This window comes from Salinispira pacifica (assembly GCF_000507245.1).
Taxonomy (GTDB): Bacteria; Spirochaetota; Spirochaetia; order DSM-27196; family Salinispiraceae; genus Salinispira; species Salinispira pacifica.
The window spans coordinates 533,446-558,317 of record NC_023035.1 but is presented as its reverse complement, the minus strand read 5'-3'; the positions used below and the strand labels follow the sequence as shown (position 1 = coordinate 558,317).

Here is a 24,872-nt window from a genome sequence, read left to right as displayed (position 1 = left end):
ATATGATCGGTAGCATATGTTACCAACGGATACTATTTCTGATGAAATTGCAGAAAAGCTTCAGGACTGCGGACTGTTCTCCCATTTACATCTCCATGAACTGACTCGTCTTTTCCGCCGTTATCCTTTCTCGTCCCGGCGGCATGAAAGCGGGAACCTGATTGCACAGCGGGGGGATGAATATTCGAGCCTCATGATTCTTGTTCAGGGTGAACTGAGCGCGGAAATCAGCGATGCCCAGGGGCACACTCTCAAGGTTGAAAGTCTCCATGCACCCAGTCCGGTGGCCGCCGGCATTTTGTTTGGAGACGATAACCATCTACCGGTCTCCCTTACCGCAGTGGTGGACGCACACACCATCAGTATTCACCGGGACGTGCTTCTCAAAATGGCCGGAGAAGATCCCAAGCTCCTTCGCACACTTCTTCAGGATGCAGGGAACCGCATCCACTTTCTGGCGGATAAACTGCGCTTCATGAAATTCCACACCATCCGGGAGAAGTTGTGCACCTACCTCCTGGAGCTGGACCAGCGCAGCCCGGGAAAACTTCTGAACCTACCCTACTCCATGGAAACCCTGGCAGAGCTTTTCGGCGTTAGCCGTCCTTCCCTGAGCCGGGTGATGGGCAACCTGGTTGATCAGGAGCTGATATCCCGCAGCGGGCGCTCTTACAGAATTCAGAACCGCAGCGCGCTTATCGAAAGCTGTCAAAACGATTAATCCGCTTTTTTCTCCTTCCGGTAACATATGTTACCGCACCCCACGGAACCCGGGGGTAGATTGGGTATACGGCTGGGCGCCGCGCCCTTAGCCGGAAACCATGTACCCAAGGAGACCACCATGTTTTGCTACCAATGTCAGGAAGCCGCCAAAGGCGAAGGATGTACCATCCGGGGAGTATGCGGAAAAGCCCCCGAGACCGCCGGGCTTCAGGATCTGCTGATTTTCACCCTGAAGGGTGTGAGCGCCCTCAGCCGCAGTCTCAGTCAGGAAATCGATGATCACAGCCGTCCTGTGGCCAGATTCTGCGCCCGGGCTCTCTTTGCAACCATTACCAATGCCAACTTCCACAATGACCGCATACGGGAAATGATCAGGGAAGCCCTGAGCATACGTGAGGAACTGAAGGCCAGGGGAGCGTCTGCAGAACACAGCGCTGCCAACTGGAATGCCCGGGAAGCGGAATGGGAAAACTACGCCCGGGCAGTCGGTATCATGTCCGAACCCGACGAAGACATCCGAAGCCTGAAAGAACTGATCACCTACGGACTGAAGGGCATCTGTGCATACGCAACCCATGCTGCGGTTCTCAACCATGAAAACGATGAGATCTGGGCCTTCCTCCTCTCAACCCTGGACAGCCTGCTCAGCGAACAGGATATGCAGAAGCTTATCGCCCTCACCCTGAAGACCGGCGAAACAGCAGTCAAAACCATGGCCCTGCTGGACGGCGCGAATACCGAACACTACGGAAATCCAGAAATCACCAAAGTGAATATCGGTGTTGGAAACCGGCCGGGCATCCTGGTATCGGGCCACGATCTGAAGGATTTTGAAGAGCTGCTTGAGCAGACCAAAGACTCGGGTGTGGACATTTACACCCATTCGGAAATGCTTCCCGCCCACTACTATCCCAGGTTCAAGAAATATGATCACTTCGTCGGGAATTACGGCAATGCCTGGTGGAAACAGGACAAGGAGTTTGATTCCTTCAACGGAGCCATTCTCATGACCACCAACTGTATTGTTCCCGTACGGGATGCCTACAAGGACAGAATTTTCACCACAGGCGTGGTGGGGTATCCGGATATCCCCCACATTGAAGAGGTGGACGGAAAGAAGGATTTCACCCCCCTGATCACTCGGGCCCTGGAATGCAAGGCGCCTCAAGAGATTGAGAATGGAGAGATTACCGGAGGTTTTGCCCACGCCCAGGTGCTCTCCCTTGCGGACAAGGTGGTGGATGCGGTAAAGAACGGCGACATTTCCCGCTTCGTGGTGATGGCCGGCTGCGACGGACGTCAGAAAGGCAGGTCCTACTTCAGCGATGTTGCCGAAACTCTACCGGACAGCACGGTGATTCTCACCGCCGGCTGTGCCAAATACCGATACAACAAAATGGATCTTGGGGATATCGCAGGCATTCCACGGGTCCTTGATGCGGGACAGTGCAATGACTCCTACTCCCTGGCGCTGATCGCATTGAAGCTGAAAGAGGTATTCGGTCTGGATGATATTAACGAACTGCCTATTTCATACGATATTGCATGGTATGAGCAGAAGGCGGTGGCGGTTCTCCTTGCCCTGCTGTCCCTGGGTGTAAAAGGGATACGACTGGGGCCCACCCTGCCCGCCTTCCTCTCACCCAATGTGGCCAAGGTGCTGGTGGAAAACTTCAATATCAAACCCACCGGAGAGGTGGAAGAAGATGTACAAAGCATCATGGCCGGAAACTGAGTCGAAGATGTGAAACCGCCGGAGCAAATGTGAAGCCGCCTGAGGGCAGGCGGAGAACGGGCCGGAATACGGGGATGCCTCACCTGCGGGCATCCCCGGGCCCTGTCCGGCGCTTTAACTCAGGATTTTTCGGGGGCCGGAGGGAGAATATCCATGAGTCCGGCCATTTCGATGGCGGACATTGCCGCATCCCAGCCCTTATTGCCCGCCTTGGTTCCGGCCCTCTCCACGGCTTCATCGATGCTGTTGGTTGTCAGCACCCCGAAGATTACCGGTACACCGGTTTCCAGCCCCACTGAGGCTACGCCCTTGGAAACCTCGGCAGATACATATTCAAAATGCGGGGTTGCCCCCCGGATCACCGCTCCCAGGGTGATGACCGCATCAAACTTCCCGGAAAGAGCCAGCCGGCGTGCTACCAGGGGGATCTCGAATGCTCCGGGCACCTTCACAATTGAGATTTCCTGCTTCCCGGCGCCATGACGCAGCAGACAATCCACCGCGCCTCCCACCAGCCGGTCACTGATCAAATCATTGAAACGTCCAGAAACTATTGCAAAACGTTTGCTTCCCGCATTCAACTGTGCCTCGTAATGCCGTATTTCTGTTGAAGCTGACTGTTCTGTACTCATGTGTTCATCCTTTTCCCGTTGTGCCGGGTAATATATATGTGATTTTGCCGGAAGTACCTGTTCAGGGATTTCCCGGCTCTGCAAAACTGTATAGATGTCCGAACCGCGTCTGCTTGGTCTGCATGTAGGACAGGCTGTAGCGGTCCGGCCGTTTCTCAATGGGAAGGCGGGCATCCACCCGAATTCCCGCCTTTTCCAGTGCGTGTATTTTATCGGGATTATTTGTAAGCAGGCGGCAGCGTTCCACCCCCAGGCCGTGCAGGATGTGCGCACCCCGCACAAAGGACCGGGCATCCGCAGGATGTCCCAGCATCAGGTTGGCATCCATGGTGTCCACACCCCGGTCCTGAAGCTCATAGGCTTTAATTTTATTCATCAGCCCGATTCCCCGGCCTTCCTGCCGGAGATACACCAGTACGCCCCGGCCCTCTTTTTTGATCTGCCTGAGAGCTTCCTGCAGCTGATATCCGCAGTCACAGCGGAGAGAACCCAGACTCTCGCCGGTAAGACATTCGGAGTGAATTCTCACCACAGGCGGTTCGCTGAACTCTTCATGATTATCCATATTCAGTACCAGCGCAAATGCCTCGGGTTCATCCGTTCCGTTTCCCGGAAAACCGAGAATGTGGAATTCTCCGGCCTCCAGAGGCATGGAAGCCTTGGCGGCGGCGCTCAGCGGAATCCGTGGAGTGTTGACTGACCGGGGGGAATGCCGGGCTGAGCCTTCGGCGGCTCGTTGATCCTCTCTTGCGGTCCATGATCCGGCCGCTGATTCGGTTCACCTTCGCACTGACCCTTCGTCCGCGTGTCCCCGGCCCGGGAGCTTTCGATTTCCTGCCGGTGCCGTATGAGATCCTCTATGCTGATCAGCGGGATATCCCATTCCCGGGCGAGTTCCTTCAGCCTGGGGAGCCTGGCCATGCTGCCGTCATCATCCATGACTTCGCAAATTACCCCCGAAGCTTTGAGTCCGGCCAGCCGGGCCAGATCCACCGCCGCCTCGGTATGCCCCGGGCGCTCCATCACCCCTCCGGAGCGGGCCACAAGGGGAAACAGGTGGCCCGGGCGCAGCAGATCATCCGGACGGCTGCGGGGGTTGAGAATCGTCTGCACGGTCCGGGCCCGGTCCGCCGGAGAGATACCCGTAGTGGTGCCGGCCTTGGCATCAACGCTCACGGTAAATGCGGTCTTCATTCCCTCGCTGTTATCCTCCACCATCTGCGGAAGCTCCAGCCGGGACGCCGTATCCTGTTCTATGGCCATGCAGACAAGTCCTCTGCCGTGGATGGCCATAAATGCGATGGCCTGTTCATCGGCAAACTCCGACGCGACGATGAGATCCCCTTCGTTTTCCCTATGTTCATCATCAACCACCAGGACCATTCCGCCGTGTTGTATGCGCTGAAGTGCTGCGGGTATATTATTCATAGCCGTTTCCTCCTGTGAGCAGATCGTAGAGCCTGCGGCCGGCTTCAGCCCGTCTGCCTTTGCCGGTTTTCTCTTTCTCCTGATCCCCGGAGACCCGGGCGGGTTCCAATAAGCGGGCCACATAGCGGCCGATCATATCGGTTTCAATGTTCACCCGGCTCCCTTGAGAAAGATGTTTTAATGAAGTGTTCTCCCAGGTATGGGGTATCACATTCACCGCCAGAGCCTGATGTCCGGACCGGGGGGGATACAACAGGGCAATGGTCAGGCTGATACCGTCGATGGCAATGGAGCCTTCAGGAATACACATTGCCGCTGCTTGGTCAGAAAGCAGCACCTTCAGATACCTGTTGGTTCCCCTCTGCTCAATGGAGACCACCGAAGCCGTCTCGTTTACATGACCCTGAACCATATGTCCGTCAAACCTGTCTCCCATGCGGAGAGCCCGTTCAAGATTCACCGCCTGTCCCCGGGAGAGACTCCCCAGATTGGTTTTTGTGAGGGTTTCTCCCAGACATTCCACGGTGAAATCCCCGGATGAACATTCGGTGACCGTCTGGCAGGCTCCGTTCACCGCCACCGAATCTCCGATTTTGAGCTCCGGTGCAATGCCCGGAGCGGAAATTCTCAAGCGCATTGCCTTGTCCCCTCCGGCAGAACCTATGGAGGTCAGTGATTGCATGACTCCCAGCTCTTCAATCAGTCCGGTAAACATGCTTCCTCCTCGGGATAGGCGGTAAGACGGATGTTTCCGTCACCTGCATCCTGCCAGCTGGCATGTACGAAGTGCCTGGCATCAGCCATGGTGGCCTGCCCCAGGTCATTCAGGGCATTCACCCCTGAGCCCAGAATCACCGGGGCGGTAAACACCTCCAGCCGCTGATACAAACCGTATCTCAGAAAATCTGTGAAAATTCCCGAGCCCCCTTCAACCAGAAGGGAATTGATCCCCATGCTTCCCAGTTCATCCAGAACTTCCTCCAATGGATAGCGGTCATGGACGGAATGAATCCGAACCTGAGCTCCTGCAGCTTCCATTTCCCTGATCCTGGATGGATCTGCATGGATGCCGCAGAAAAACACCGTTCCGGCTCCGGCAACCCGATAGTCTGCAGGAGTGCGAAGTCTGCCGTCCAGAACAATCCGCAGAGGATCCGGACCGCTGCTGTGACGTACTGTGAGGCGGGGATTATCCTGAAGAACGGTACCTGAGCCCACAAGGATGGCATCGTGATCCGCCCTCATTCTGTGAACTTCAGCCCGGGCCTGACTGCCGGTAATCCACTTTGAATCTCCCGATGCTGCGGCTATTCGTCCATCAAGACTCTGGGCGATTTTGACTGTTACGTGGGGTCTGCCGGTTTTCATTCTGCGGATAAAACCGGGGTTCAGTGCGGCGGCCCGGGGTTTCATCACATTCTGATCAACTCTGCAGCCCGCCGATTCCAGAACCGAAACACCTCTCCCGTTTACTTTCGGGTTGGGATCCCGGTGACCGATCACTACCCGGGCAATTTCCGCTTCCAGAATGGCGCCGGTGCAGGGGGGCTGATGCTTTCCCCTGCCGCTGTGGCAGCAGGGCTCAAGAGTGCAGTACATGGTTGCTTGGGGAAATGTGTGACGGCCGGTGCGTTTGCGTGCGTCATCTATTGCGGCCCGTTCGGCATGTGGGCCGCCGTACCGGGCATGGTAGCCTTCACCGATTACCGTTCCGTTCTCAACGATAACAGCACCCACCCGGGGGTTGGGGGAAACATTCCGCCCCCCTCTCTCAGCAAGTTCTATTGCCTTGCTCATCCAGGTTTCATCTCTCATCTGAAACTCCTGTATCATGGGGAGCCGTGGAAAGCTCCCCGGAGAATCTGATGATCGGGGCAGACGGAACTCCCACGGTGGCAGGCATTGGAGCCAGAACGCGTGTGAATTCCGTTTGTGCATAAAAAAACCTGAGCCGACTCTGTCACACAAGACAAAGACAGTACTCAGGGCTATGCATTCGGAAGATTGGGAACCTGTGAAGGATCCCGATTGTTCCGGGGCCGCAAGCTGCAGACCCGGGTCGATTTTCTTCCCTCCGGACTATACCGTCGGCACCGGAATTACACCGGTTCAATCCTGCATGCAGGAGTCGCGGGCTGTCACCGCCGGTCAGGAATTGCCGCCGAACTCAACGAGTTTACGGCTCACCCTGCCCTGAAAATCGATAATATAATATCTATTACTGGATGAATCGTCAAGTTTTTTTTCGACGGAAACAATCATGCGATGTTTTTTCCCGGTTTTACCCGGAGACCTGCTCATTGGAGATCAGTACACCGGAGACCTGCTCACCGGGGATCAGTTCAGGGACTTCACCATCTGCTCCTGCAGCCATGAGGCAGTTTGAACCAGAGAGGGTCCGTCGTGAATAATATTCTTCCCTTTTTCGGTTGTGGACACAATAATCTGTCCGGGCTCAAGCCAGCTCCAGCCCCGTTTTTCCGCCTCCAGCGGGAAATCCATGGGGTACTCAGGTTCATGAAAGCCCAGAAAAATACCGGGCCTGGATTGTTCAACCCGTGCAAAATCAAGCATGGTGTAGGAGTCAGCCAGCTCCACTCCAAGGGGATGTCCCCCTGCAATCCGGATAATGTCGTGAATGTAGCTTCGCCCGCCTATGCTCCGGGGATGAAGCCCGAACCATAATTCGGGGTACACTCCGGGAGCGTTATCCCGTTCCCAGGGAGTGGCAGCGGAAATCGTCCGGGCCGAGTCCTCCAGGCGTCGGGCAAGCTCCCGGCCCAGCCCGGTTACTCCGCAGAGGGCGGAAATGTTTATTATATTTTCCAGAATACCGTGAAAGCTGGAAGGAAGCGGCAGGGCGTACACCGGATACCCGGCGCGAACCAGTTCCCGGCCCAGCCGGAGCTGTACACCCGTGGTGATGAGAATCAGATCCGGATCCAACTCCTTCAAAACCCGGTGATCGGCCTTCAAATAGTCCCCGGCCACCACGGCCTCCCCGGGACTGATAAACCGGGAACAGTAGGATGAAATTCCCGCCAGCCGGTCACCGGCACCCATCTCAACAATGGCCTCACTGAATCCGGGGTTGAGACTCACAACTCTCCGGGGCTTTTCATCCAGCTCAAATTCATTATCCAATACATGGCAGCTGATCTTCATACGCCGTTTCGCCCCCCGTGACCCTGTCTGCCGTTACTTTGTCCGCCGTTACTCTGTGCTCCGTTACTATTCCCGGTGCTTCCCTGCTCCCTTCTGCGGAATAACCGGCTTCGAAGATCGAAGTATCCGCTGTCCTCAAAACCGGGAACGGAAAAAAAGCTGTCAAGCAGCATCCCCGCCGCACCCCGTGCCGGCAGATGCCGTTGTTCCTTAAGAATGGTGACATTGCAGTCCACCGGAGTTTGAAAAGGCCAGTGTGCGTTGGCCGCAGCCAGAGTGAGCTCGGCAATGTTATCTTCAAAATATTCCAGATCTCCGCCGATAAACACCTGGGTGAAATTGAACACGTTCACCAGAAAGCCGATGTGCTCGCTCAGCTCATGCAGGAATTTCCGGCGCACCTCATAATTTTCTTTGAAAGAATCAAGCTCCCGGGAACTCAGGCTGAACTGTCCCCGCCGGGGCGAACCTCCGCCCATCCCCACAAATTCTCCGGCGGTGCCGTTGGGACCGTCGTAGAGGGCACCGTTGATCACTATACCCAGCCCCACGCTGAGGTGATCATTTTCGCCCTGAATAGTATCCCGGAGAGATTCGAAGGAAAAATACACGAACAGAAAGTTGCTGTAGGCTTCACTCCGGTGACTGGTCAGAATGCCTGAGGCACAGGCATTGGCATCGTTTGATAGCATGCAGGAGATGCCCAGGGCCTTCTCAACATCACTGCGGAAATTAAAAGCTGTATCCCGAATATCCAGCTCCGATGCATGGCTGATAAGTCCCGCCTTCTGATTCACCACTCCCGGAACCGAAACGCCCAGGCCTAAAATCTGATGAGGCTCAATCCCATTATCTGCCTGTAGCTCATCCAAGAGCTGACGAACCAGTCCCTGAATGTTCTCCGGCTCCAGTCTGGCAGTGAGGCTCCGGGTGAGAATTTCCCGATGATGCATATCCGTTACCACACAGTGCAGCCCGTCTCTATGAAGCTCAATTCCAACCGCACATCCGAATTCAGGATTAACAGACAAACCTACCGGACGGCGGCCGGGCTTGGAAGCGTGAGCTGACCGGGGCACCTCATACACCATGTCTTGATGTATGAGGGAGTTCACAATGGTGCTGATTGTGGCTTTATCCAGTCCCAGAAGTTCACACAGTTCCATTCGGCTGATGCCGTGACGCAGCCATATGCTTCGCAATACCTTGTAATAGTTGTAGCTGGTCTTTTCACCCCTGGCGTATTGTTCCATATGCTCCCGTTTTGATCATGCATCACTGCAGTGGATCTACATTATATCTGCGGGAGGATCATCCAGCAATCTTCGCCGAGGATACAATCACAGAATCACCGCCGGAAGCTGTTCATCCCAAGGAGAACATTTCAAAATGAATATGCTTCCTCTGAATTCCCAGTTGGTGAAGTTTCGGAAAAAGATATCTGCGCATGGCAGGCGGCCCACAGAAATATACCCGGGCATGGGGAATTTTCATATCACGGGCTTCACAATGATTACGAATGATCTCCTGAGTCAGAAATCCTTCCTCCGCCTCAGGGATCTGTGAGCCCCGGGTCTGTACAACGGGGACGAAATGAAACATTCCGGGGTTCATGCTGTTGATTTTTTTTCCTGCCTCAACGATTTCTTCCCGGTAGCACAAATCCTCGGGGCTCCTTACCGCCCAAAACAGAACAATTTTCTGTTCCCGGGATGGCTTTGATTCTGCCATGTCTCTCAGAATGGAAAGCAGGGGCGTAATCCCGATTCCTCCGGCAATGAATATCAGCTCTTCATCCCTGTCCCGGGGAGGGTAGAACCGCCCGTAGGGACCATCGATGAGAGCCGGATCATTCTCTTGCAGAAAGCGAAGAGAATTACTGAAATTTCCCAGGTTCTTCGCAGATATCCGCAGTATTGAATCACCTGGCGCAGATGAAATTGTATACGGATGTTCATCATTCCCTGCCTTGCTTCCGGGAAAACCCACAAAGACAAATTGTCCCGGGGTAAATGTAAAATTCTGCGGAGGCCGAATGTACAGCTCCCGTATATCGCCCTCCAGAAGATTAATGTTTTCAACCCGACTGTTCATCCGCTTTAGACGGAATGGGCGGAACAGCTTATGATCCAGCCAGAAAACCAGGGCAGTGAGACTCCAGAGAGCCATGAGGATGATCCGACCCCAGCTTTCCTGGGTGGAAGATGCAAGAAACACATGAAAGCTCAGCAACAGCACCGCCAGGACCAGGAAATTGTGGAAGAACTTCAATATGCTGTAATCCAGACCCAGTTTTCGGGTGATGAAGTTCCGCAGTTTCGCAAATGGAGCAAACCTGTGGATTAATCCGGGCACCATAATAATTACCGTCACAGCTATGAGTGTCAGGAAAATTATGAATGCAGCGTTTCCCAGACGCGTCTGGAGGTTTACAACAGGAAATACTGCAATCTTTAACTGGCGGTGAATCACGGCAAACACAAATGCTGCCGTTGCCATATACCCGTGGAACTGCATCACCCGGTCGTGGCCGAAGTATCTGTCCAGGAACTTTTTTCTGGTGGAAATTATCAGCACATTCAGAAAATAGATATATGCAGTAATTCCGAAAATCATGGCCAGGGAAAACGGTTCCAGAACATTGTAGAAATTTCCCCGGAAGTATGCATAAAGGGGAAAAAGCGGCGACAGAATTCCCAGCAGAGGAAGGAACACCCGCATCAGCGAGAAACGGGGTTCTCTCATTCTCCTCCCCCTGCAGAGAGTTTACTTCGTATTTCCCGTACAAATTCTTCTGCCAGTGATTCGATTTCGCCTCTGTTGGTATAGGAGGCGGATGTTACCGAGTCAACTTCTACCTTGGGTTCCCAATCGGTAATCTGTGTTGTATGAAGAATCACATTCTCCGGATTCCCTCCGTTATCATTCAGCCATTCAATTACCCAGGGTCTGACCTTTGCGGTGGCTCCGCTGTTGGTTATGAAAACCGCATCAAAGTCCTGTGCCCGCAGGCCTTCCAGTCCCCGGGAACTGTGATCGGTTACCTGTATATACATATCTCCCGTGTTGATTCGCTCAAGGAGCTGATCCAGAAGCCGGTTTTTAAACCTGGTGGGTTCGTAGGAGATGAGAATTCGTTCCTGAGCACTTTCAGGACCGTATGTGCCTTCGGACGCACTCAGATGAAACATCAGAAAAACTGAAAGAATAATAAGAGCTATTGTTCGCTGCATATAATACCCTCCGTAATTTTATTAGAATATAACTAATATTTATTCCGGAGAAAAATTTTATGCAAAAAATTGCTCCAACGCAGATATATCCGCATCTGGAATTTTCCAAAGAAGATCGTCCTTCAGCTCCGAGAAGCGGGAAACGGTAAAAATATCCTTCACTTCCCGGTCTATGGTGTTCAGGGATATCAGCGAGGGAAGGGATGCTTTCTGTATAATCTGGGCTTTGAAAATCTTATTGCGCCGGGCAATTTCAGGCTGGGGACGTTTTAGTATGGCCATAGCTTCGGGGGTTGCAAGTTCCCACTTCCGAACATCAATAATATGACCAAAGGGCTGTTCGGCCATGGAAATGAGGCTGTGCTCCAATTCCTTCCGGTAGCGCTCCGCTCCCTCCGCATTCCAGGAACCGGAAACTTTCACTGCAAGTACTCTTCCGATACCGACTATTTGATATTCACCATGAGCTGCAAAACCGGACATACATTCAACTATAACTCAAATAAGATTATTTCGCTATGTACCATATTTTCCCTGGGAGCAGCGGCGGGATTACGGCCGCCATGAGTGATGCACTGCCTCACATTTCCGAAGATGGAGAGTACGGCGAAACCAACAGGACTTCCACACCCTCCCGGCGCAGCGCATCCGCCTGGGTAAAACCCTCATCGGTAATCAGAAGATCCACTTCTCCGGACGCTGCAAACCTGGAGAATCCCCGGGCATTGAATTTGGAGGAATCCGCAAGGATAACTCTTCGGGCTGCAGACCGAAGCATCGCCTGCTTCACCGATCCCTCAATGCTGTTCTGGGTAAAAAATTCTCCCCTGGCTGTAAAGCTGGTGGCTCCGATGAGAGCAATATCAAACCGGAGCTTTTCCACAGCCTCCACCGCAATGGGACCGATAAAGCTGCCTGCTTCACGCCGGAAGCTGCCGCCGGAAAGCGTCAGGCTCACGGAAAGGGAGGAGCGCAGGCTGGAGGCTATATCCAGACTGTTGGTAAATATCCTCAGAGGCTTCGCATAGAGCTCCCTTGCCAGCATCAAATTCGTGGATCCCGCATCAATGGCCACCGCATCATCCCCGGCAATCAGCTCCAGGGCCCGGTGAACAATGGCCTGCTTTTCCTCTGCATGACTGGTGGCCCGATCCTGGACACTGGGCAGAACCCCGATGTTCTGTGCCAGCCGGGCCGAGCCGTGGGTCCGCTGTACCAGCCCCTGCTCCTCCAGGTGGGTTAAATCCTTGCGAATGGTCACCTGAGATACACCCAGCCTCTGGGTGAGCTCCGCCACGGTTATTTGGCGGAAGCTCTGTAACAGACGGATAATGCTTTCATGTCTGGGTTGCAAAGATGCTGATTCAGGCATCGTAGGTCCCTGAGGAAACATTCCCTCCGCTGCCGGTCCAGTTGGTGTGAAAAAACTCACCTCTGGCCCGGTCTACCCGTTCATAGGTGTGGGCACCGAAATAATCCCGCTGGGCCTGGAGAAGATTTGCAGGGAGCCGTACGCTCCGGTATCCGTCGAAAAATGCCAGGGCCGTACTCAGGGTGGGCACAGGGATTCCCAACTGAATGGCCTGAGCCAGAACCCGTCTCAACGCCCCCTGGGTCCGGGTCACCACATCCCTGAAGTAATCGTCCATGAGCAGACTTGGGAGCCCGGGGTTGGCATCGTATGCGTCCTTGATTTTCCCCAGGAATGCCGAACGGATAATGCATCCCCCCCTCCACATCAGGGCAATTGAACCGTAATTCAGCTTCCAGCCGTTCTCTTCCGCGGCTTCCCTCATGAGCATAAATCCTTGCGTGTAGGAGATAATTTTTGCAAAAAGCAGAGCCTGCTCCAGATCATCTACAAACTGTTTCGCATCGCCGTTAAATCGGCTGTCCGGCCCGCTGAGCTTTTCCGAGGCCCGAACCCGCTCATCCTTTAATGCAGAGAGTGTACGGGAAAACACCGCTTCACCAATGAGAGTTACCGGAACCCCCAGCTCCAGGGCTGATATTCCCGTCCACTTCCCCGTTCCTTTCTGGCCGGCGGTATCCAGAATCTTTTCCACCAGCGGTTCTCCGTTTTCATCCCGAAAGGCCATGATGTCCCGGGTAATTTCTATGAGATATGAATCCAGAGGTCCCTGGTTCCATCGGGCGAAGGTTTCATGAAGCTGATCATGATTCATCCCCAGTCCTTCTTTCATCAACTGGTACGCCTCGGTGATCAGCTGCATGTCGCCGTATTCAATTCCGTTATGAACCATCTTCACATAGTGTCCGGAACCCGCATCGCCGACCCACTCGCAGCAGGCTTCACCGTCTGAGGTCTTCGCCGAAATATCCTGAAATATGGGTTTTACCCAGCGCCAGGCATGTTCATTTCCTCCGGGCATAATACTGGGGCCTCTTCTGGCTCCCTCTTCGCCGCCGGAAACACCGGTTCCGATAAAAAGGATTCCCTTCTCTTCCAGCTCCCGGGTACGGCGGTTGGAATCAGGGAAATGACTGTTGCCGCCGTCAATGATAATGTCACCGTTTTCAAGATGGGGAAGCAGGGCCTGGATAAATTTATCCACAACCTCACCTGCTTTCACCATCAGCATGACCCGCCTTGGGCGTTTCAGCATGGAAACAAATTCCTCCAATTCATAGGCCGGAAAAATTTCCGGCCTGTCCTGCGCCGGTCCGTTTATGAAATCTTCGGTTTTTCCGGATGTCCGGTTGTACACTGCCACCGCATACCCGTTATCGTTCATGTTCAGCACCAGGTTCTGCCCCATGACTGCAAGACCAATCAGTCCGATATCAGCTTTTGACATATCATTCTCCTGTTTTTTCATCATCATTTGTTTTCTTTCACCGGCATCCGGAAACCGTGGGTACACACAGGTCATATCCGGATCTACCGATGAAAATACGGAATATTCCTGTTAATTCAAGCAGTTTCCCGGATTTCCACGTACCGCTGAAACTTCATCACTCCACAGTTCACATATGCATATTTCAAAAATCATGTATTATTCCATGGGGGGTTGAAGGAAGGCTGCGGTGAAAATCATCCAGAAGACTCTTCTCGTACTCCCCTCTGTACTTTCCGTCAAGAAAAGCCGGAAGAGCCTCATCCACGAATCTGCGCCATGCGGTCTCTTCGCCGCCGGGGATGATGGGATAAAAAAGGGCGCCGATTTCCTGTGCGGCGGAATAATCCCCCGGTGCATCGCCGATCATCAGTATTGAAGAAGGCTCGTATCTTTCGTACGCGGCAGTCTTCAAATGAAAAGCTTTGCTTCCCATCTCCTGCCCCGCAATGGTCTGTACGTAGTCATGAATGCCGTTTTCCTTCCATTCATGTTCGATATTCGCCACGGGGGTCTGGGACACAACCATGGTATCCGCATGCCTGACCATCTGTTTCAGTGCATCGGGCACGGCGGGAAAGGGCGCCAGGTTTCTTACAATCCGTCCCACGGCCAGGTTCACCTCCTCGGACCAGTCTCTGGCCTGAAGAAGATCCGGATGTGGGTGCTCGTCAATTTCTCTCAACAGCCCCGACATTCCCAGGGCGGACTCTCGTTCAGTCCACTCCCTGAGAGCGTCCATTCGGGGGACTTCAACTCCCCGTTTCTTCACCTCCGGATGTTCCCTGAGGAAATCCAGACTGAGAATCAGGGCTTTAAAACGGTTGATTCCCCGGGTTTTTGAAAACAGATTGACAAATTCCCACACCTCCCGGGCGGCATCGCTCACACCCTGAAGATTCATCACATTGATAAACGCCGGACAAAAGCACTCCTTGTGTTTCACACCCATGCTGTCAAATACGCAGCCGTCAGAATCAATTCCGATAAAGAAGTCCTTTGTTTTCTCAAATGAACGAATGCGTTCCAGAATATCAGTCATATGATCTCCTTACTGTGCAATATTACCTGGTAATACAAAGGTTGTCTACCACAAAGTTTTGTTTTGCTTTGTTATTCGTAATCTTTCGTAATTTCGTTTATCCTTAGCATCGAGCACTGAGATGTGCAAAATGTAAAAACTGATTGCATCCACCACCCGGCACAGGTATAATTCAATACAGGCTAACAATACCAGCGAGGATGATCTCATGTTCCTTACCAGCGAAACCGAACCCGAAGTGATACTCAATTTTGCAAACCGGATCCGTGGCTTTTTACTGGATAATCCCGAATTTCGCATTCAGGAACCCAAGAGAAGGATGAACCTTCAGGGGGGCCGCTCATTTTCCTTTTCCATGCCCGGAGTGGACTTCGACAGTATTATATTTCACGGTCACAGCGGGCTGTATCACCGGGAAGTGTCACGGGAGAGCAACTGGATATCCCAAATCATCTTCAATAAAGAGCAGACATCAACCTTTGAACTCAAACCATTCCGTAGGTATGCCGGCTTTATCGTAAGTTCGGTCGAGCACGCACCGGAACGTATGGAAGCGTATTTTTCCAGTCAACAGATCGCTCCCCTTGTGCCGCTGGTGATCCCCATACTGCAGAAAGACCATTGCAGCCTCACAGAAGAAGGGGAGATAATCAACGGCAGCATCAAAGGCTCCCTTGCCGTGTATGCCCCTCCAGGTGATGAAGGTGAGCGGCTTGCGGAACATGTATACCGGATACTGATGGACTCAGCGGAACAAAACAGCAGACGTTTTACCAGCCACGGGATCCGCAGCCTGGAAATTAATCCGCCGAAAACCATGAGCTTTCCGGAAATGGCAGAGGCCAGCGGCGAAATCCGGGCGGATGTGGACTGCAATATTCAGGATGACAGTTACTGGACGGTGATATACTAAACATGTGCGGGGGGCGAGTTTCCGGCTACATGGAATTCAGGAGATCATCTATAAGGGCTTTGTCTGAAGGTATGAGGGCTTTGTCTGTATGCGCATATGCTATGCCGCATTTCCATGTACGTTCACAACGTATCCGGAAAACATGAGAGAACAACACAGGAAGTATCCGTGAGCAGCACTACTGAAGATTATCTGAAAAACATATATTCCGCCTCGGAAAAATCCGGCGTCAGTCTGGTAAAGCCGGGCGAACTGGCATCTCTTATGCAGGTCACACCGGGAACCGTCACCTCCATGATGAAAAGCCTCAGCGAAGAGAAGCTTGTGGAGTACCTTCCACGGTCCGGGGTAAAACTTACTCCACGGGGCAGGGAGCTTGCACTGAAGATGGTGCGAAGACACCGGCTGATCGAGCTTTTTCTGGTTGAGGTACTTGGACTGGAATGGCAGCTGGTGCACGATGAGGCGGAAATACTGGAGCACGCCTTCAGCGACCGACTTATTGAGCGGATTGATGAAATTCTGGGGCATCCCTCCACCGACCCCCACGGCGATCCCATCCCCGCAGCTGACGGGAATATTTCAAGTCAGGACGGCATGCCTCTCAGTGCTCTGAATACTCAGGAACGGGCTCGGATCATGCGGGTCAACCATGACAGCAGGGAGTTCCTGGAGTTCCTCGGGGAACGGGGCTGTTTCCCGGCACGGAAATTACCATTCGGGAAAAAAACTCCGTAAGCGGAACTATGGTGCTGGTTCATGAGAATCAGGAGACCACTCTGAGTATGGGGATGGCTTCACTCCTCACTGTGCTCAGAATCTGAGGCAGAATCTGAGGCAGAACCTGAGGCAGAATCATCCTCGGAATCTGTTTTAAATCTTGTAATCTGCTCTTCCAGTGCATTGCTCTTGACCCCCAATTCGCTGCTCAGGTTGTTCAGATATTCCATGGCCCCGGTTATCTCGCCGCTTCCGGAAGATATTTCACTCATACCCTGAAGCATCTCTCCGGCATAATTGTCCACTTCCTGCATAAGAGAGTCGATGTTCCTGGTCTTGTCATGAATATCCGCAGACTGCTCCTGCAGCTCTCCCGAGCCTTCACTGAGCTGGGACATGGCAGTGAGAATTTCCCGGCCTCCCACAGAAAGCTCTTCTGTACTTTGATGGATTTCCTTGAATGCACTGTACACATCTTCAATGTGGGAATTTATCTGGTCAAACGCATCACCGGTTTGCTCAACCTGCACCCGGGTATCCGAGATCGCCTGGATAATTTCTTTAATGCTGCCTCCGATGCGTTTGGTATTGGAGGAGGTCTGCTCGGCAAGTCTTCGAATCTCCTCTGCAACAACGGCAAAGCCTCTGCCGTGTTCTCCCGCATGAGCTGCTTCAATGGCGGCATTCATGGAAAGCAGATTGATCTGGGAGGATATTCCATTTATTACATCCAGAAATTCCTGGATGCTTTCGATCTTCTGCGCAACTCCCTGTTGAAATGTCTGCCCCATCACCTCAACCTGCTTTCCCCCTTCTCTGGCGGTGTCCACCAGGACCCCGCTGGATTCCGATTTTGCCTGTACAATTTCGGCAACATTATTGATCGATGCGATCATCTCGTTTACCGAGGCAACGGACTCCTCAACCATGGATGCCTGCTCCTGGGTTATACGTGAATTGGTATTCACAGAATTGCTGATATCCCCAAGGGACTGCACCGCACCACCGATATTTTCCTTCAGCCGCTCCATCTGCTTCATCATGTTGTGAATGGTGGCTGAAATCTGACTGATTGAGCCGGCGGTCTCTTCAGTATTGGCATTCAGATCAGTGCGGATATCCCCGGTTTGGCTGCTGAGAATCTTGATACTGGAAACAATATTTCTCAGGGATGCGATAAAACGGTTGAACTCGGAAGAAAGCTCACCAACCTCATCCTGGGTTTTCACCTCAAGCTGCCGGGTGAGATCGCCTCCTCCGTCGGCAATTTCAACGATGCTTTGCTTCACCTGCAGCAGGGGACGTAATGCCCGTCTGTTAAACACGGCAACCAGGACGGCAATCAGAAAAAATCCTGCCAGCATTACCAGGATTCCGGTGACCCGGAAACTGTTCAATGCGGCAAATTTCTGACTGTGGGGCACCTCATAAAACACCGTCCAGCCCCAGTTAGGTTCGCTCCGATAAAGCGTCCACCACAGCTCACCGTTCCGTGTGAAGTCCCGGTTCCCGTCCGACTCGGCCTGGGCATCCTGAATATAGCTTTCATAGGCCAACTCCCGGCTCCCCTCAGGCAGCCGGGGATGCAGAAGTACCGTCCTCTGCTGATCAAGAATGAAGGGCAATACATCATCATCTTGAAGAATGTCGCTTTCGTAATACTGCTGCCGGATTCTGGAGAGAATCGCACTCCGGGATTCCCGGGCAAGATTAACCAGCTGATCACTGCCCGATCCCGACTCCAGGAGTTCCGCCCGTTCAGCACGCTGGGAGCGCTGAATCTCCTGGAGCTCACGGGTATACTCAACATAGCCGTCCTCAATTATTTCCATGAGCATCTCCGCCCGGAAGGTGAATTGTGCACGTTTCTCATTGGTGATAATCCGGCGGACGGTGGCTTCCAGAATCAATGACATGATCATGAATGTCACAAGGGTGATAATGAGAATGAGAATGGTAATCTTGAATGATAAGGTTTTGGTTCGCTTGGCCATAGATATCTTCCTTCGATAAAAAAAAGCCGGGTAAGTTCCCGGTGATGTTCGGGTACCAATACAAGTATAATGAAATTGTGCCGTATACCAAGGAATTCGCTACGAAACAGGGAAAATCAACAATCTCATACAGTGCACCAACACGGCCCGTGGCGACAGCCACACAGCAACAGAGGCGGCTTGACATCCAAAAATCAATCCATAATTATTATATTATATGAAATGCAGCAGATGCGAAATTCTACCTGAAACAATGATTCCCAGCGGCGTCCTGTATCTTTCTCCGGCCATAGCTCTTACCGGAGATAAACTGGAAAAGGCTTTCAGCGATACCGGCGCCGCCCTTCATGAGTCGGACGGGCTCTTCTCCGCCCGGGTCAGCAGGGAACAGATTGCCCAGGTCATGGAAAATCATCGCACTGATTTTACCGACGCAGAGTTATCCGGAACCAAAGCGCTTTTTGTTCCCCCCGAGCGTGAGCCCACCATTCATGACCTCATACACATGGAAAGCCTTTTGAGCATTTTTTCCCGGCTTGAAGGTAACTGGCTTCTGGATATGCTGAGGGAGCGGCGGTTGCGCCATGTGTTTCACCCCATCAGAAATGCAGAAAACCCGGAGATCATTTACGGCAGGGAAGTGCTTCTCAGAGGGGTGGACCGTGATGGAAATTCTGTGAACCCGGGCATTATATTCTCGGTGGCCCGGAAGGCGGACCTGCTGTTTTATCTGGATCGGGAAGCAAGAATTTCCGCTGTAAACCGGGCTTCCGAAAAGAGACTGAAGGAGAAGCTGTTTATCAACTTCAATCCCACATCCATTTACAGCCCGGATTATTGCCTCAAAACCACCATGGAAGCAATCGAAGCCACCCAGTTCCGACCGGAAGACATCGTATTTGAGCTGGTGGAAAGCGACTACATCCGGGATATTCCCCGCATGCTTGAAATCGTTGATTTCTACCGATCCAACGGATTTCAGGTTGCTCTGGATGATCTGGGTTCGGGCTACAGCTCGTTGAATCTGCTTCACCAGCTCCATCCGGATATTGTGAAACTTGATATGGATATGGTGATGGGTGTGAGCAGCGATACCTTTAAACAGAGTATTCTGAAAAGCATTATTGAACTGTCCCGCCAGATGAAAATCACCACCATTGCCGAAGGAGTGGAGGACGAGGATGATTACCGCTGGGTAAAAAACCTGGGTGTGGATCTGGTGCAGGGATTTCTCTTCGGAAAACCCCAGGAATAGTTCCTGAAAGAAGGCCCCCCGGTACTTGCCGTATGCCGGGCTATCCGTCTATTATCTTTCAATCTGCGCATCTGATTAATCAGTCCCTGCCAATCCAATTTCATTTTCGAGGTACATACCCCAATGATCACACCAAGCACCGGCTGGCAGCAATCCCCCTGTTCGGTCTGCACTTCAACTGCCTGTTGTAAAAACATGCCGGTAAGCAGTCTGGATGCGGAATCTCCCGAGGACTTTTCCCGTCTCGGCAGTCTGGCAGAAGAACCGAATTATCTTGTCACCATGCGAGCCAAGGGCGGGCTTACCCTGTATTACCGGAGCGACTGCCGCTTCCTGGATTCCCTCAGCGGTCAATGCCGGATTCATAACAGCGAACAGCAGCCCCAGGAATGTAAGGATTACCTGGCAAGCAAATGCTGGTACACCCACAGTTTTGCCTCCCGGATCAATTCCCTTCAGATTCAGCTCAGCCCCTCCCGTATTGCCGCCCTCAGGGATGCAAGTATTTTTGATGATACGAACCGGCTGTACAGAACTCCCCCATGGGAGCGTTCCATGGAAATTATGAGGGAACTGAAGGGCCCGGGACAACCATGTCCGCCGACCCTCACCGAAATGCCATCCCGGTTCTCGGGACTGGAAAACCATCTGCTCATGGAACTGCCCGAAACTATCACCCCAAAGCACAGAGACCTGATGAAATTCCGTCTGGGGTTTCCGGGTATTTGGGTGGTGGGGGACGGCAGCCGCTGGGCTTATGCCCTTCCCCTGACAAAACAGAAGGGTTCGCCTGCCCTGGACGGACTGCTGCCCCGGAATTCCCCGGATTTACGAGCCCGGATGGAAAAAAGCCGGAAAAACGGAACCCTGCTGAGCTTTCATTACGGAAATTTTGAGAGCTTTCCCTGGGACGATCCGGAACCCAGCCCGCTGCCTTTGATCAGCTGATATTTTTATCAACAACTTTTCTGCAGTGGCTTTTTTCCCGTCTTTGGGGCACCATGTATGCGGGAGGCAGAGACATGAAACGACTGAGCAGGTTTATTTCTACAATTTTCATCGGCGGAGTGGCGGTGATTTTTCCCCTGGCCGTTCTATTCTTTTTCTTCACCTGGCTGTTCCGGCTGGTATCCCAGGCAGTCCTGCCGGTGGCATTGAAAATAAATGAATGGCTGGAAATTTCGGTAAGTCTGGCATCGGCAATCGCCGTGATACTCATATTGGCGGGATGTTTTGTCATTGGTTTGATCGTAAAAACCAAGTTCGGGAATTTCATCCACAACCGGCTTGAGCGTCATATCCTGCGGCGGGTTCCGGGATACAACCTTCTCAGAGAGGCGGCAAAACCGTTTTTCAATACCGAGAGGAATGAGATGTTCACCCGCCCCGCACTTATCCGCCCCTACGATAATGAGACTATGATGACCGCATTCATTACCGATCACCATGTGGAAAAAGGCTTCTATACCGCCTTTGTTCCCACAAGTCCCAACCCCACCAACGGATTGGTGTTCCATGTAACTGAAGATCGTGTGGACTTCCTGGACACAGGGTTTGAGGAAACCATGCGCTCGGTGGTTGCAGGAGGCAACGGAACCGGCGAACTGATGAATAAGATCCGCAAAACAGATCCGGAAATCTGAATGCCCCGGCGGCGATTTTAGCCGCACCGGAAGCTATTCCGGGGGTCAGACGGCTCTTTCCCGCCGGTCAGAGTGCAGACGCACGTGTATCCCCGCCGACCCGGGAGCTGCTTTTCCCCGGACTATTAATCACGCTGGAGTTTAAACTCGCTGGTGAAGTGGAAATCAATATCAGGATATTCCCGCCTCATATAATTCAGATCCCACTCGCTTTCGGCGAAATACACCGGGTTTTCATCCTTGTCCATGGCTATTCTGCGCCGCTGAGATTCCACAAATCTGTCCAGCTTTTTCCGGTCCGGGCTGGTGAGCCAGCACGCCCGGGCAAAATTCAGAGGAGTGAAGCGGCAGCTGGCTCCGTATTCATTGAGCAGCCGGTACTGAATTACATCAAACTGAAGATTCCCCACGGTCCCCACAATTTTCCGCCTGCCCTGATCCTGTATGAACAGCTGGGCCAACCCCTCTTCGGTAAGCTGCCGGATTCCCTTTTCCAACTGCTTGCTCTTCATGGGGTCGGTATTGGTGAGCTCCTGAAAAACCTCGGGGGAAAAACTGGGAATTCCCTGATACATGAACTGCTCGCCGGTTGTCAGCGTGTCCCCGATCTTCAGATCTCCCCGGTCATAGAGCCCCACCACATCTCCCGGATATGCCGAATCCACCACATCCTTTTTGGATGCCATAAAGCTGTAGGGATTATTGAAGCGGATGGATTTCCCCGCCCGCACATGATGAAACATGGTGTTCCGCTGAAAGGTTCCGCTGCACACCCTCATGAACGCAATGCGGTTTCTATGCTTGGGATCCAGGTTGGCATGAATTTTAAAAACAAAACCGGAAAACTTGCTTTCATCAGCAGCCACAGTCCGGATGTCCGTCTCCCGGGCCCGGGGTGCGGGAGAAATATCCAGGAAGGTTTCCAGCAGTTCACGCACCCCGAAATTGTTCAGGGCCGAACCGAAGAATACCGGGGCAAGATCCCCGGACAAATATGCATCCCGGTCAAAATCGCCGTAGGCGGCCTCAATCAGTTCCACATCTTCTTTCAGCTGGGTGCTGTCCTCTTCCCCTACTTCCTTCGGGAGTCTGGGGTCCTCAAGATTTTCGATCAGTATGCGGTCTTCTTCAATACTGGTTTTTCCGGGACGGAAAAGGTAGAGATTCTGCTCCACCAGGTTGTACACCCCCTTGAACCGGTCTCCCCGGTTCACCGGCCAGGTGAGAGGCCGCACAGAGATGGACAGCTTTTCTTCGATAATATCCATGAGTTCCAGAGGGTTCCGGCCTTCACGGTCGAGCTTGTTAATAAAAACAATCACCGGCGTATTGCGCATCCGGCACACTTCCATAAGCCGTTCGGTCTGTTCCTCTACACCCTTCACCGAGTCAACCACCAGGATTACACTGTCCACGGCCGTGAGGGTGCGGTAGGTATCTTCTGCGAAGTCCTTATGGCCGGGTGTGTCCAGAATATTGATGATTTTGCCGCCGTACTCAAAACTCATCACCGAGGTGGCAACGGAGATACCCCGCTGGCGCTCAATTTCCATGAAGTCGGATGTGGCTCCCCGGTCAATTTTGTTGGATTTCACTGCACCGGCCTCACGGATACTGCCCCCGTAGAGCAGAAGTTTTTCCGTGAGAGTGGTTTTTCCAGCATCGGGGTGGCTGATAATGGCGAAGGTACGCCGTTTTTCTATTTCCCGGGCGAGTTCCGCGCCGGCTTTGGTGGTGGTTGTCATAGCCCGGGCATACTACAGGAAAAGTCCATGCATGAGAAGGGTTTGGCCGCCTTCTCCCCTCACTGCACAGGAACTCCGCCGGAGCCAGTGCCGGTGCCGGAGCAGGCAGGACATAGGCCTGAATTCACCCGGAGCCCCCTATCCCGCCTCCGCTCCAGGACCCGAGCCGGGCGGCAGCGCCATCTCCATCCCGGGTCGCATTCTTGGCTGCGAGCCGATTCCCATGGAGGCTCAGAGCGGCGGCTTCCGGAACATTCTACCGGTGTAATCCAAACGATGCAGGTAGGGGTGAGCCCCGTCGCCGGATTTTCCGAAATATTCGTCCACCGCTTTTTTCGCGCCGGTGAAATGACCGTAGTCATCAATAATGATAAATCCCCCGGGGCTTACCAGCGGGTAGAGAATCTCCAGCTCACGGCGGGTGGATTCATACCAGTCGGTATCCAGGCGAAGAAGGGCAATCTTTTGGGGAGTTGATTCCCCAAGGGTCTCCATAACATCTCCCGGAACAAACTTCAGCTGATCCTCTGGATAGCCTGTGAGGCTCATGGCCTTTCGGACCTCTTCCAGTCCAGCTTCCCACCAGCCGGGGGAAAACCGTTCCGCTGCCGCCTGTCCGCTGACGGCAATTGCATCGTGCTCACCGGGCTCTGTCATCCCGCTGAAGGTATCATAAAGCCAGATCATCCGCTCTGGCCGGGGATTGTGTTCCAGAAGAGCCAGGGCTGCCAGCATGCTGGAGCCGCCTTTGTATACGCCGCATTCCACAATATCGCCGGGAATGTCGTGCCGGCACAGATGCTCAACCGCCGTATACAACCCCAGCCCCCGTTCGGGAGATGTAAGAGTATAGGGACGAACCCGATCCCAGTGGGCTGTGAATTCCGCCGGTGCGTCCTGCAACAGGCTGCTGAGGGGTTCAACCAGATATCCCTGCCGCTGCAGAAATTTCCGTGCACGCTGTGTTCTCAACCGGGAAACCCCGGGAAATAGATTCTTTGCCATACTACTACATCGGCAGGGGCTCATATGGGCTTGAAAGGCTTTGCACTTCAGCCTTGAACGGATATGCTGACAGGATGAACTGTCCTCTCTGCAACTCCTCCGACACGGTACACCTGGGCGCCCGAAATGTTGAACACGCCCATCGGGATTTTTACCGCTGCAGATTCTGCGATTGCATCCATGTGCCCGAATATCAGCACCCTACTGGTGAGGAAGAAATTCAAAGATACGCCACACACAATAACCAGTACGAAAATTCCCGGTACCGGGAATATCTGACAAAGATCCTTCAAGGGGCGGTTCAATGGATGGGCAGCCTGGATGGATGCAACGTGTTGGATTACGGGGGCGGTGAAGAGGAAGTTCTGGCACGGATGCTCAGGGAACAGGGTGTCCGGGCGGACTGCTGGGATCCCGTCTACGGCCATAATACGCTGGAATCAGCTCCATACCACCGGATTATCTGCTGTGAAGCTGCAGAACACTTCGCCAGACCGGGGAATGAATTCCGTCGAATGAAAAACCTTCTCCGAAGCGGCGGTCTGATCTATGTGGTAACCCGCCTCAGCGATACCATTGATCAGCCGCTCACGTGGTGGTATATTAACGACAGCACCCACCTTGTGTTTTACAGTTGCCGCAGCTGGGAGTACATTGCAGACAGCTTCGGTTTCACCCTTCTTCGCTGCGATTCAAAATCGCAGATTCTCCTACAAGGCTGAACCTCCGATACCGCACCAACACCATAGCTGTGAATTTTCACCGCATGATAAACTATACT

At 53.1% G+C, this 24,872-nt stretch carries 24 protein-coding genes and 1 riboswitch; of the genes, 8 read left to right on the top strand and 16 right to left on the bottom strand.

Annotation, left to right across the window (positions count from 1 at the left end; all coding sequences use genetic code 11):
* Positions 1 to 16: 16 nt before the first annotated feature.
* Together L21SP2_RS02455 and hcp are read left to right on the top strand one after the other, a co-directional pair.
* The gene (locus L21SP2_RS02455; protein WP_024266877.1) at positions 17 to 721 is read left to right on the top strand and encodes a Crp/Fnr family transcriptional regulator; all 705 of its coding nucleotides are present in this window, start codon (positions 17 to 19) and stop codon (positions 719 to 721) included.
* 120 nt (positions 722 to 841) lie between these two features.
* Positions 842 to 2,458: a hydroxylamine reductase gene (gene hcp, locus L21SP2_RS02450; protein ID WP_024266876.1), complete on the top strand. Its 1,617-nt coding sequence runs from the start codon at positions 842 to 844 to the stop codon at positions 2,456 to 2,458.
* Positions 2,459 to 2,577: 119 nt separating this feature from the next.
* Here hcp and ribH read toward each other — a convergent pair whose 3' ends face one another.
* From ribH to L21SP2_RS02380, 13 genes are all read right to left on the bottom strand, one after another.
* Positions 2,578 to 3,090, bottom strand: coding sequence for a 6,7-dimethyl-8-ribityllumazine synthase (gene ribH, locus L21SP2_RS02445; RefSeq protein WP_024266875.1), 513 nt, complete (start codon positions 3,088 to 3,090; stop codon positions 2,578 to 2,580).
* A 61-nt stretch (positions 3,091 to 3,151) separates the two neighbouring features.
* Positions 3,152 to 3,742: a GTP cyclohydrolase II gene (ribA, locus tag L21SP2_RS02440; protein WP_024266874.1), complete on the bottom strand. Its 591-nt coding sequence runs from the start codon at positions 3,740 to 3,742 to the stop codon at positions 3,152 to 3,154.
* 20 nt (positions 3,743 to 3,762) lie between these two features.
* A complete protein-coding gene (gene ribB / locus L21SP2_RS02435; protein ID WP_024266873.1) occupies positions 3,763 to 4,518 on the bottom strand; it encodes a 3,4-dihydroxy-2-butanone-4-phosphate synthase in 756 nt (251 codons plus the stop codon).
* Positions 4,511 to 5,233: a riboflavin synthase gene (locus tag L21SP2_RS18780; protein WP_024266872.1), complete on the bottom strand. Its 723-nt coding sequence runs from the start codon at positions 5,231 to 5,233 to the stop codon at positions 4,511 to 4,513. The genes ribB and L21SP2_RS18780 overlap by 8 nt, the downstream gene beginning before the upstream one ends.
* Entirely contained in the window at positions 5,218 to 6,333 is a 1,116-nt protein-coding gene (gene ribD, locus L21SP2_RS02425; protein WP_024266871.1) for a bifunctional diaminohydroxyphosphoribosylaminopyrimidine deaminase/5-amino-6-(5-phosphoribosylamino)uracil reductase RibD, read from the bottom strand. Before ribD ends, L21SP2_RS18780 begins: the two co-directional genes overlap by 16 nt.
* A gap of 243 nt (positions 6,334 to 6,576) precedes the next feature.
* Positions 6,577 to 6,723: riboswitch (FMN riboswitch) on the bottom strand.
* 132 nt (positions 6,724 to 6,855) lie between these two features.
* A complete protein-coding gene (locus L21SP2_RS02415; RefSeq protein WP_024266868.1) occupies positions 6,856 to 7,683 on the bottom strand; it encodes an ABC transporter substrate-binding protein in 828 nt (275 codons plus the stop codon).
* The gene (locus L21SP2_RS02410; RefSeq protein ID WP_024266867.1) at positions 7,680 to 8,936 is read right to left on the bottom strand and encodes an ROK family transcriptional regulator; all 1,257 of its coding nucleotides are present in this window, start codon (positions 8,934 to 8,936) and stop codon (positions 7,680 to 7,682) included. Before L21SP2_RS02410 ends, L21SP2_RS02415 begins: the two co-directional genes overlap by 4 nt.
* A gap of 112 nt (positions 8,937 to 9,048) precedes the next feature.
* Entirely contained in the window at positions 9,049 to 10,428 is a 1,380-nt protein-coding gene (locus tag L21SP2_RS02405) for a ferredoxin reductase family protein (RefSeq protein WP_024266866.1), read from the bottom strand.
* On the bottom strand, positions 10,425 to 10,916 hold the full coding sequence (locus L21SP2_RS02400) for a hypothetical protein (RefSeq protein ID WP_024266865.1): 492 nt from the start codon (positions 10,914 to 10,916) through the stop codon (positions 10,425 to 10,427). Before L21SP2_RS02400 ends, L21SP2_RS02405 begins: the two co-directional genes overlap by 4 nt.
* A gap of 57 nt (positions 10,917 to 10,973) precedes the next feature.
* Positions 10,974 to 11,399 (bottom strand): hypothetical protein, encoded by a 426-nt coding sequence (locus tag L21SP2_RS02395; protein WP_024266864.1) that lies wholly within the window; start codon positions 11,397 to 11,399, stop codon positions 10,974 to 10,976.
* 97 nt (positions 11,400 to 11,496) lie between these two features.
* Positions 11,497 to 12,288: a DeoR/GlpR family DNA-binding transcription regulator gene (locus L21SP2_RS02390; protein ID WP_024266863.1), complete on the bottom strand. Its 792-nt coding sequence runs from the start codon at positions 12,286 to 12,288 to the stop codon at positions 11,497 to 11,499.
* Positions 12,281 to 13,735 carry a decarboxylating NADP(+)-dependent phosphogluconate dehydrogenase gene (gnd, locus tag L21SP2_RS02385; RefSeq protein WP_041402009.1) on the bottom strand — a complete coding sequence of 485 codons (1,455 nt, stop codon included), beginning with the start codon at positions 13,733 to 13,735 and terminating at the stop codon, positions 12,281 to 12,283. The genes L21SP2_RS02390 and gnd overlap by 8 nt, the downstream gene beginning before the upstream one ends.
* Before the next feature lie 184 nt (positions 13,736 to 13,919).
* Entirely contained in the window at positions 13,920 to 14,816 is an 897-nt protein-coding gene (locus tag L21SP2_RS02380; protein WP_024266860.1) for an HAD family hydrolase, read from the bottom strand.
* A gap of 208 nt (positions 14,817 to 15,024) precedes the next feature.
* Here L21SP2_RS02380 and L21SP2_RS02375 point away from each other — a divergent pair, with 208 nt between their 5' ends.
* The gene (locus tag L21SP2_RS02375; RefSeq protein ID WP_024266859.1) at positions 15,025 to 15,729 is read left to right on the top strand and encodes a hypothetical protein; all 705 of its coding nucleotides are present in this window, start codon (positions 15,025 to 15,027) and stop codon (positions 15,727 to 15,729) included.
* Positions 15,730 to 15,897: 168 nt separating this feature from the next.
* On the top strand, positions 15,898 to 16,467 hold the full coding sequence (locus L21SP2_RS02370; protein ID WP_024266857.1) for a metal-dependent transcriptional regulator: 570 nt from the start codon (positions 15,898 to 15,900) through the stop codon (positions 16,465 to 16,467).
* 59 nt (positions 16,468 to 16,526) lie between these two features.
* On the opposite strand, the gene L21SP2_RS02365 is transcribed toward L21SP2_RS02370, so the two are convergent.
* Positions 16,527 to 18,443 (bottom strand): methyl-accepting chemotaxis protein, encoded by a 1,917-nt coding sequence (locus tag L21SP2_RS02365; protein WP_024266856.1) that lies wholly within the window; start codon positions 18,441 to 18,443, stop codon positions 16,527 to 16,529.
* Positions 18,444 to 18,660: 217 nt separating this feature from the next.
* Here L21SP2_RS02365 and L21SP2_RS02360 point away from each other — a divergent pair, with 217 nt between their 5' ends.
* The 3 genes from L21SP2_RS02360 to L21SP2_RS02350 all read left to right on the top strand — a co-directional run bounded on the left by L21SP2_RS02360 (position 18,661) and on the right by L21SP2_RS02350 (position 21,341).
* Positions 18,661 to 19,698: an EAL domain-containing protein gene (locus tag L21SP2_RS02360; RefSeq protein WP_041401044.1), complete on the top strand. Its 1,038-nt coding sequence runs from the start codon at positions 18,661 to 18,663 to the stop codon at positions 19,696 to 19,698.
* Positions 19,699 to 19,893: 195 nt separating this feature from the next.
* The gene (locus L21SP2_RS02355) at positions 19,894 to 20,646 is read left to right on the top strand and encodes a hypothetical protein (protein WP_024266854.1); all 753 of its coding nucleotides are present in this window, start codon (positions 19,894 to 19,896) and stop codon (positions 20,644 to 20,646) included.
* Between the two features lie 74 nt (positions 20,647 to 20,720).
* On the top strand, positions 20,721 to 21,341 hold the full coding sequence (locus L21SP2_RS02350; protein WP_024266853.1) for a DUF502 domain-containing protein: 621 nt from the start codon (positions 20,721 to 20,723) through the stop codon (positions 21,339 to 21,341).
* 125 nt (positions 21,342 to 21,466) lie between these two features.
* Here the strand turns inward: L21SP2_RS02350 and L21SP2_RS02345 are convergent, their stop codons facing one another.
* Both L21SP2_RS02345 and L21SP2_RS02335 read right to left on the bottom strand, forming a co-directional pair.
* Positions 21,467 to 23,086 carry a peptide chain release factor 3 gene (locus L21SP2_RS02345; protein ID WP_024266852.1) on the bottom strand — a complete coding sequence of 540 codons (1,620 nt, stop codon included), beginning with the start codon at positions 23,084 to 23,086 and terminating at the stop codon, positions 21,467 to 21,469.
* Between the two features lie 231 nt (positions 23,087 to 23,317).
* Entirely contained in the window at positions 23,318 to 24,091 is a 774-nt protein-coding gene (locus L21SP2_RS02335; protein WP_024266850.1) for a TylF/MycF/NovP-related O-methyltransferase, read from the bottom strand.
* A 74-nt stretch (positions 24,092 to 24,165) separates the two neighbouring features.
* On the opposite strand from L21SP2_RS02335, the gene L21SP2_RS16740 reads away from it, so the two are divergent.
* On the top strand, positions 24,166 to 24,813 hold the full coding sequence (locus L21SP2_RS16740; protein WP_144082898.1) for a class I SAM-dependent methyltransferase: 648 nt from the start codon (positions 24,166 to 24,168) through the stop codon (positions 24,811 to 24,813).
* Positions 24,814 to 24,872 lie beyond the last annotated feature (59 nt).

What these genes read in the sequence shown, in the direction of transcription:
- L21SP2_RS02455 (WP_024266877.1), top strand. Translation starts at nt 17, where the DNA reads ATGTTACCAACGGATACTATTTCTGATGAAATTGCAGAAAAGCTTCAG.
- hcp (WP_024266876.1), top strand. Translation starts at nt 842, where the DNA reads ATGTTTTGCTACCAATGTCAGGAAGCCGCCAAAGGCGAAGGATGTACC.
- ribH (WP_024266875.1), bottom strand. Translation starts at nt 3,090, where the DNA reads ATGAGTACAGAACAGTCAGCTTCAACAGAAATACGGCATTACGAGGCA.
- ribA (WP_024266874.1), bottom strand. Translation starts at nt 3,742, where the DNA reads ATGCCTCTGGAGGCCGGAGAATTCCACATTCTCGGTTTTCCGGGAAAC.
- ribB (WP_024266873.1), bottom strand. Translation starts at nt 4,518, where the DNA reads ATGAATAATATACCCGCAGCACTTCAGCGCATACAACACGGCGGAATG.
- L21SP2_RS18780 (WP_024266872.1), bottom strand. Translation starts at nt 5,233, where the DNA reads ATGTTTACCGGACTGATTGAAGAGCTGGGAGTCATGCAATCACTGACC.
- ribD (WP_024266871.1), bottom strand. Translation starts at nt 6,333, where the DNA reads ATGAGAGATGAAACCTGGATGAGCAAGGCAATAGAACTTGCTGAGAGA.
- L21SP2_RS02415 (WP_024266868.1), bottom strand. Translation starts at nt 7,683, where the DNA reads ATGAAGATCAGCTGCCATGTATTGGATAATGAATTTGAGCTGGATGAA.
- L21SP2_RS02410 (WP_024266867.1), bottom strand. Translation starts at nt 8,936, where the DNA reads ATGGAACAATACGCCAGGGGTGAAAAGACCAGCTACAACTATTACAAG.
- L21SP2_RS02405 (WP_024266866.1), bottom strand. Translation starts at nt 10,428, where the DNA reads ATGAGAGAACCCCGTTTCTCGCTGATGCGGGTGTTCCTTCCTCTGCTG.
- L21SP2_RS02400 (WP_024266865.1), bottom strand. Translation starts at nt 10,916, where the DNA reads ATGCAGCGAACAATAGCTCTTATTATTCTTTCAGTTTTTCTGATGTTT.
- L21SP2_RS02395 (WP_024266864.1), bottom strand. Translation starts at nt 11,399, where the DNA reads ATGTCCGGTTTTGCAGCTCATGGTGAATATCAAATAGTCGGTATCGGA.
- L21SP2_RS02390 (WP_024266863.1), bottom strand. Translation starts at nt 12,288, where the DNA reads ATGCCTGAATCAGCATCTTTGCAACCCAGACATGAAAGCATTATCCGT.
- gnd (WP_041402009.1), bottom strand. Translation starts at nt 13,735, where the DNA reads ATGTCAAAAGCTGATATCGGACTGATTGGTCTTGCAGTCATGGGGCAG.
- L21SP2_RS02380 (WP_024266860.1), bottom strand. Translation starts at nt 14,816, where the DNA reads ATGACTGATATTCTGGAACGCATTCGTTCATTTGAGAAAACAAAGGAC.
- L21SP2_RS02375 (WP_024266859.1), top strand. Translation starts at nt 15,025, where the DNA reads ATGTTCCTTACCAGCGAAACCGAACCCGAAGTGATACTCAATTTTGCA.
- L21SP2_RS02365 (WP_024266856.1), bottom strand. Translation starts at nt 18,443, where the DNA reads ATGGCCAAGCGAACCAAAACCTTATCATTCAAGATTACCATTCTCATT.
- L21SP2_RS02360 (WP_041401044.1), top strand. Translation starts at nt 18,661, where the DNA reads ATGAAATGCAGCAGATGCGAAATTCTACCTGAAACAATGATTCCCAGC.
- L21SP2_RS02355 (WP_024266854.1), top strand. Translation starts at nt 19,894, where the DNA reads ATGCCGGTAAGCAGTCTGGATGCGGAATCTCCCGAGGACTTTTCCCGT.
- L21SP2_RS02350 (WP_024266853.1), top strand. Translation starts at nt 20,721, where the DNA reads ATGAAACGACTGAGCAGGTTTATTTCTACAATTTTCATCGGCGGAGTG.
- L21SP2_RS02345 (WP_024266852.1), bottom strand. Translation starts at nt 23,086, where the DNA reads ATGACAACCACCACCAAAGCCGGCGCGGAACTCGCCCGGGAAATAGAA.
- L21SP2_RS02335 (WP_024266850.1), bottom strand. Translation starts at nt 24,091, where the DNA reads ATGGCAAAGAATCTATTTCCCGGGGTTTCCCGGTTGAGAACACAGCGT.
- L21SP2_RS16740 (WP_144082898.1), top strand. Translation starts at nt 24,166, where the DNA reads ATGAACTGTCCTCTCTGCAACTCCTCCGACACGGTACACCTGGGCGCC.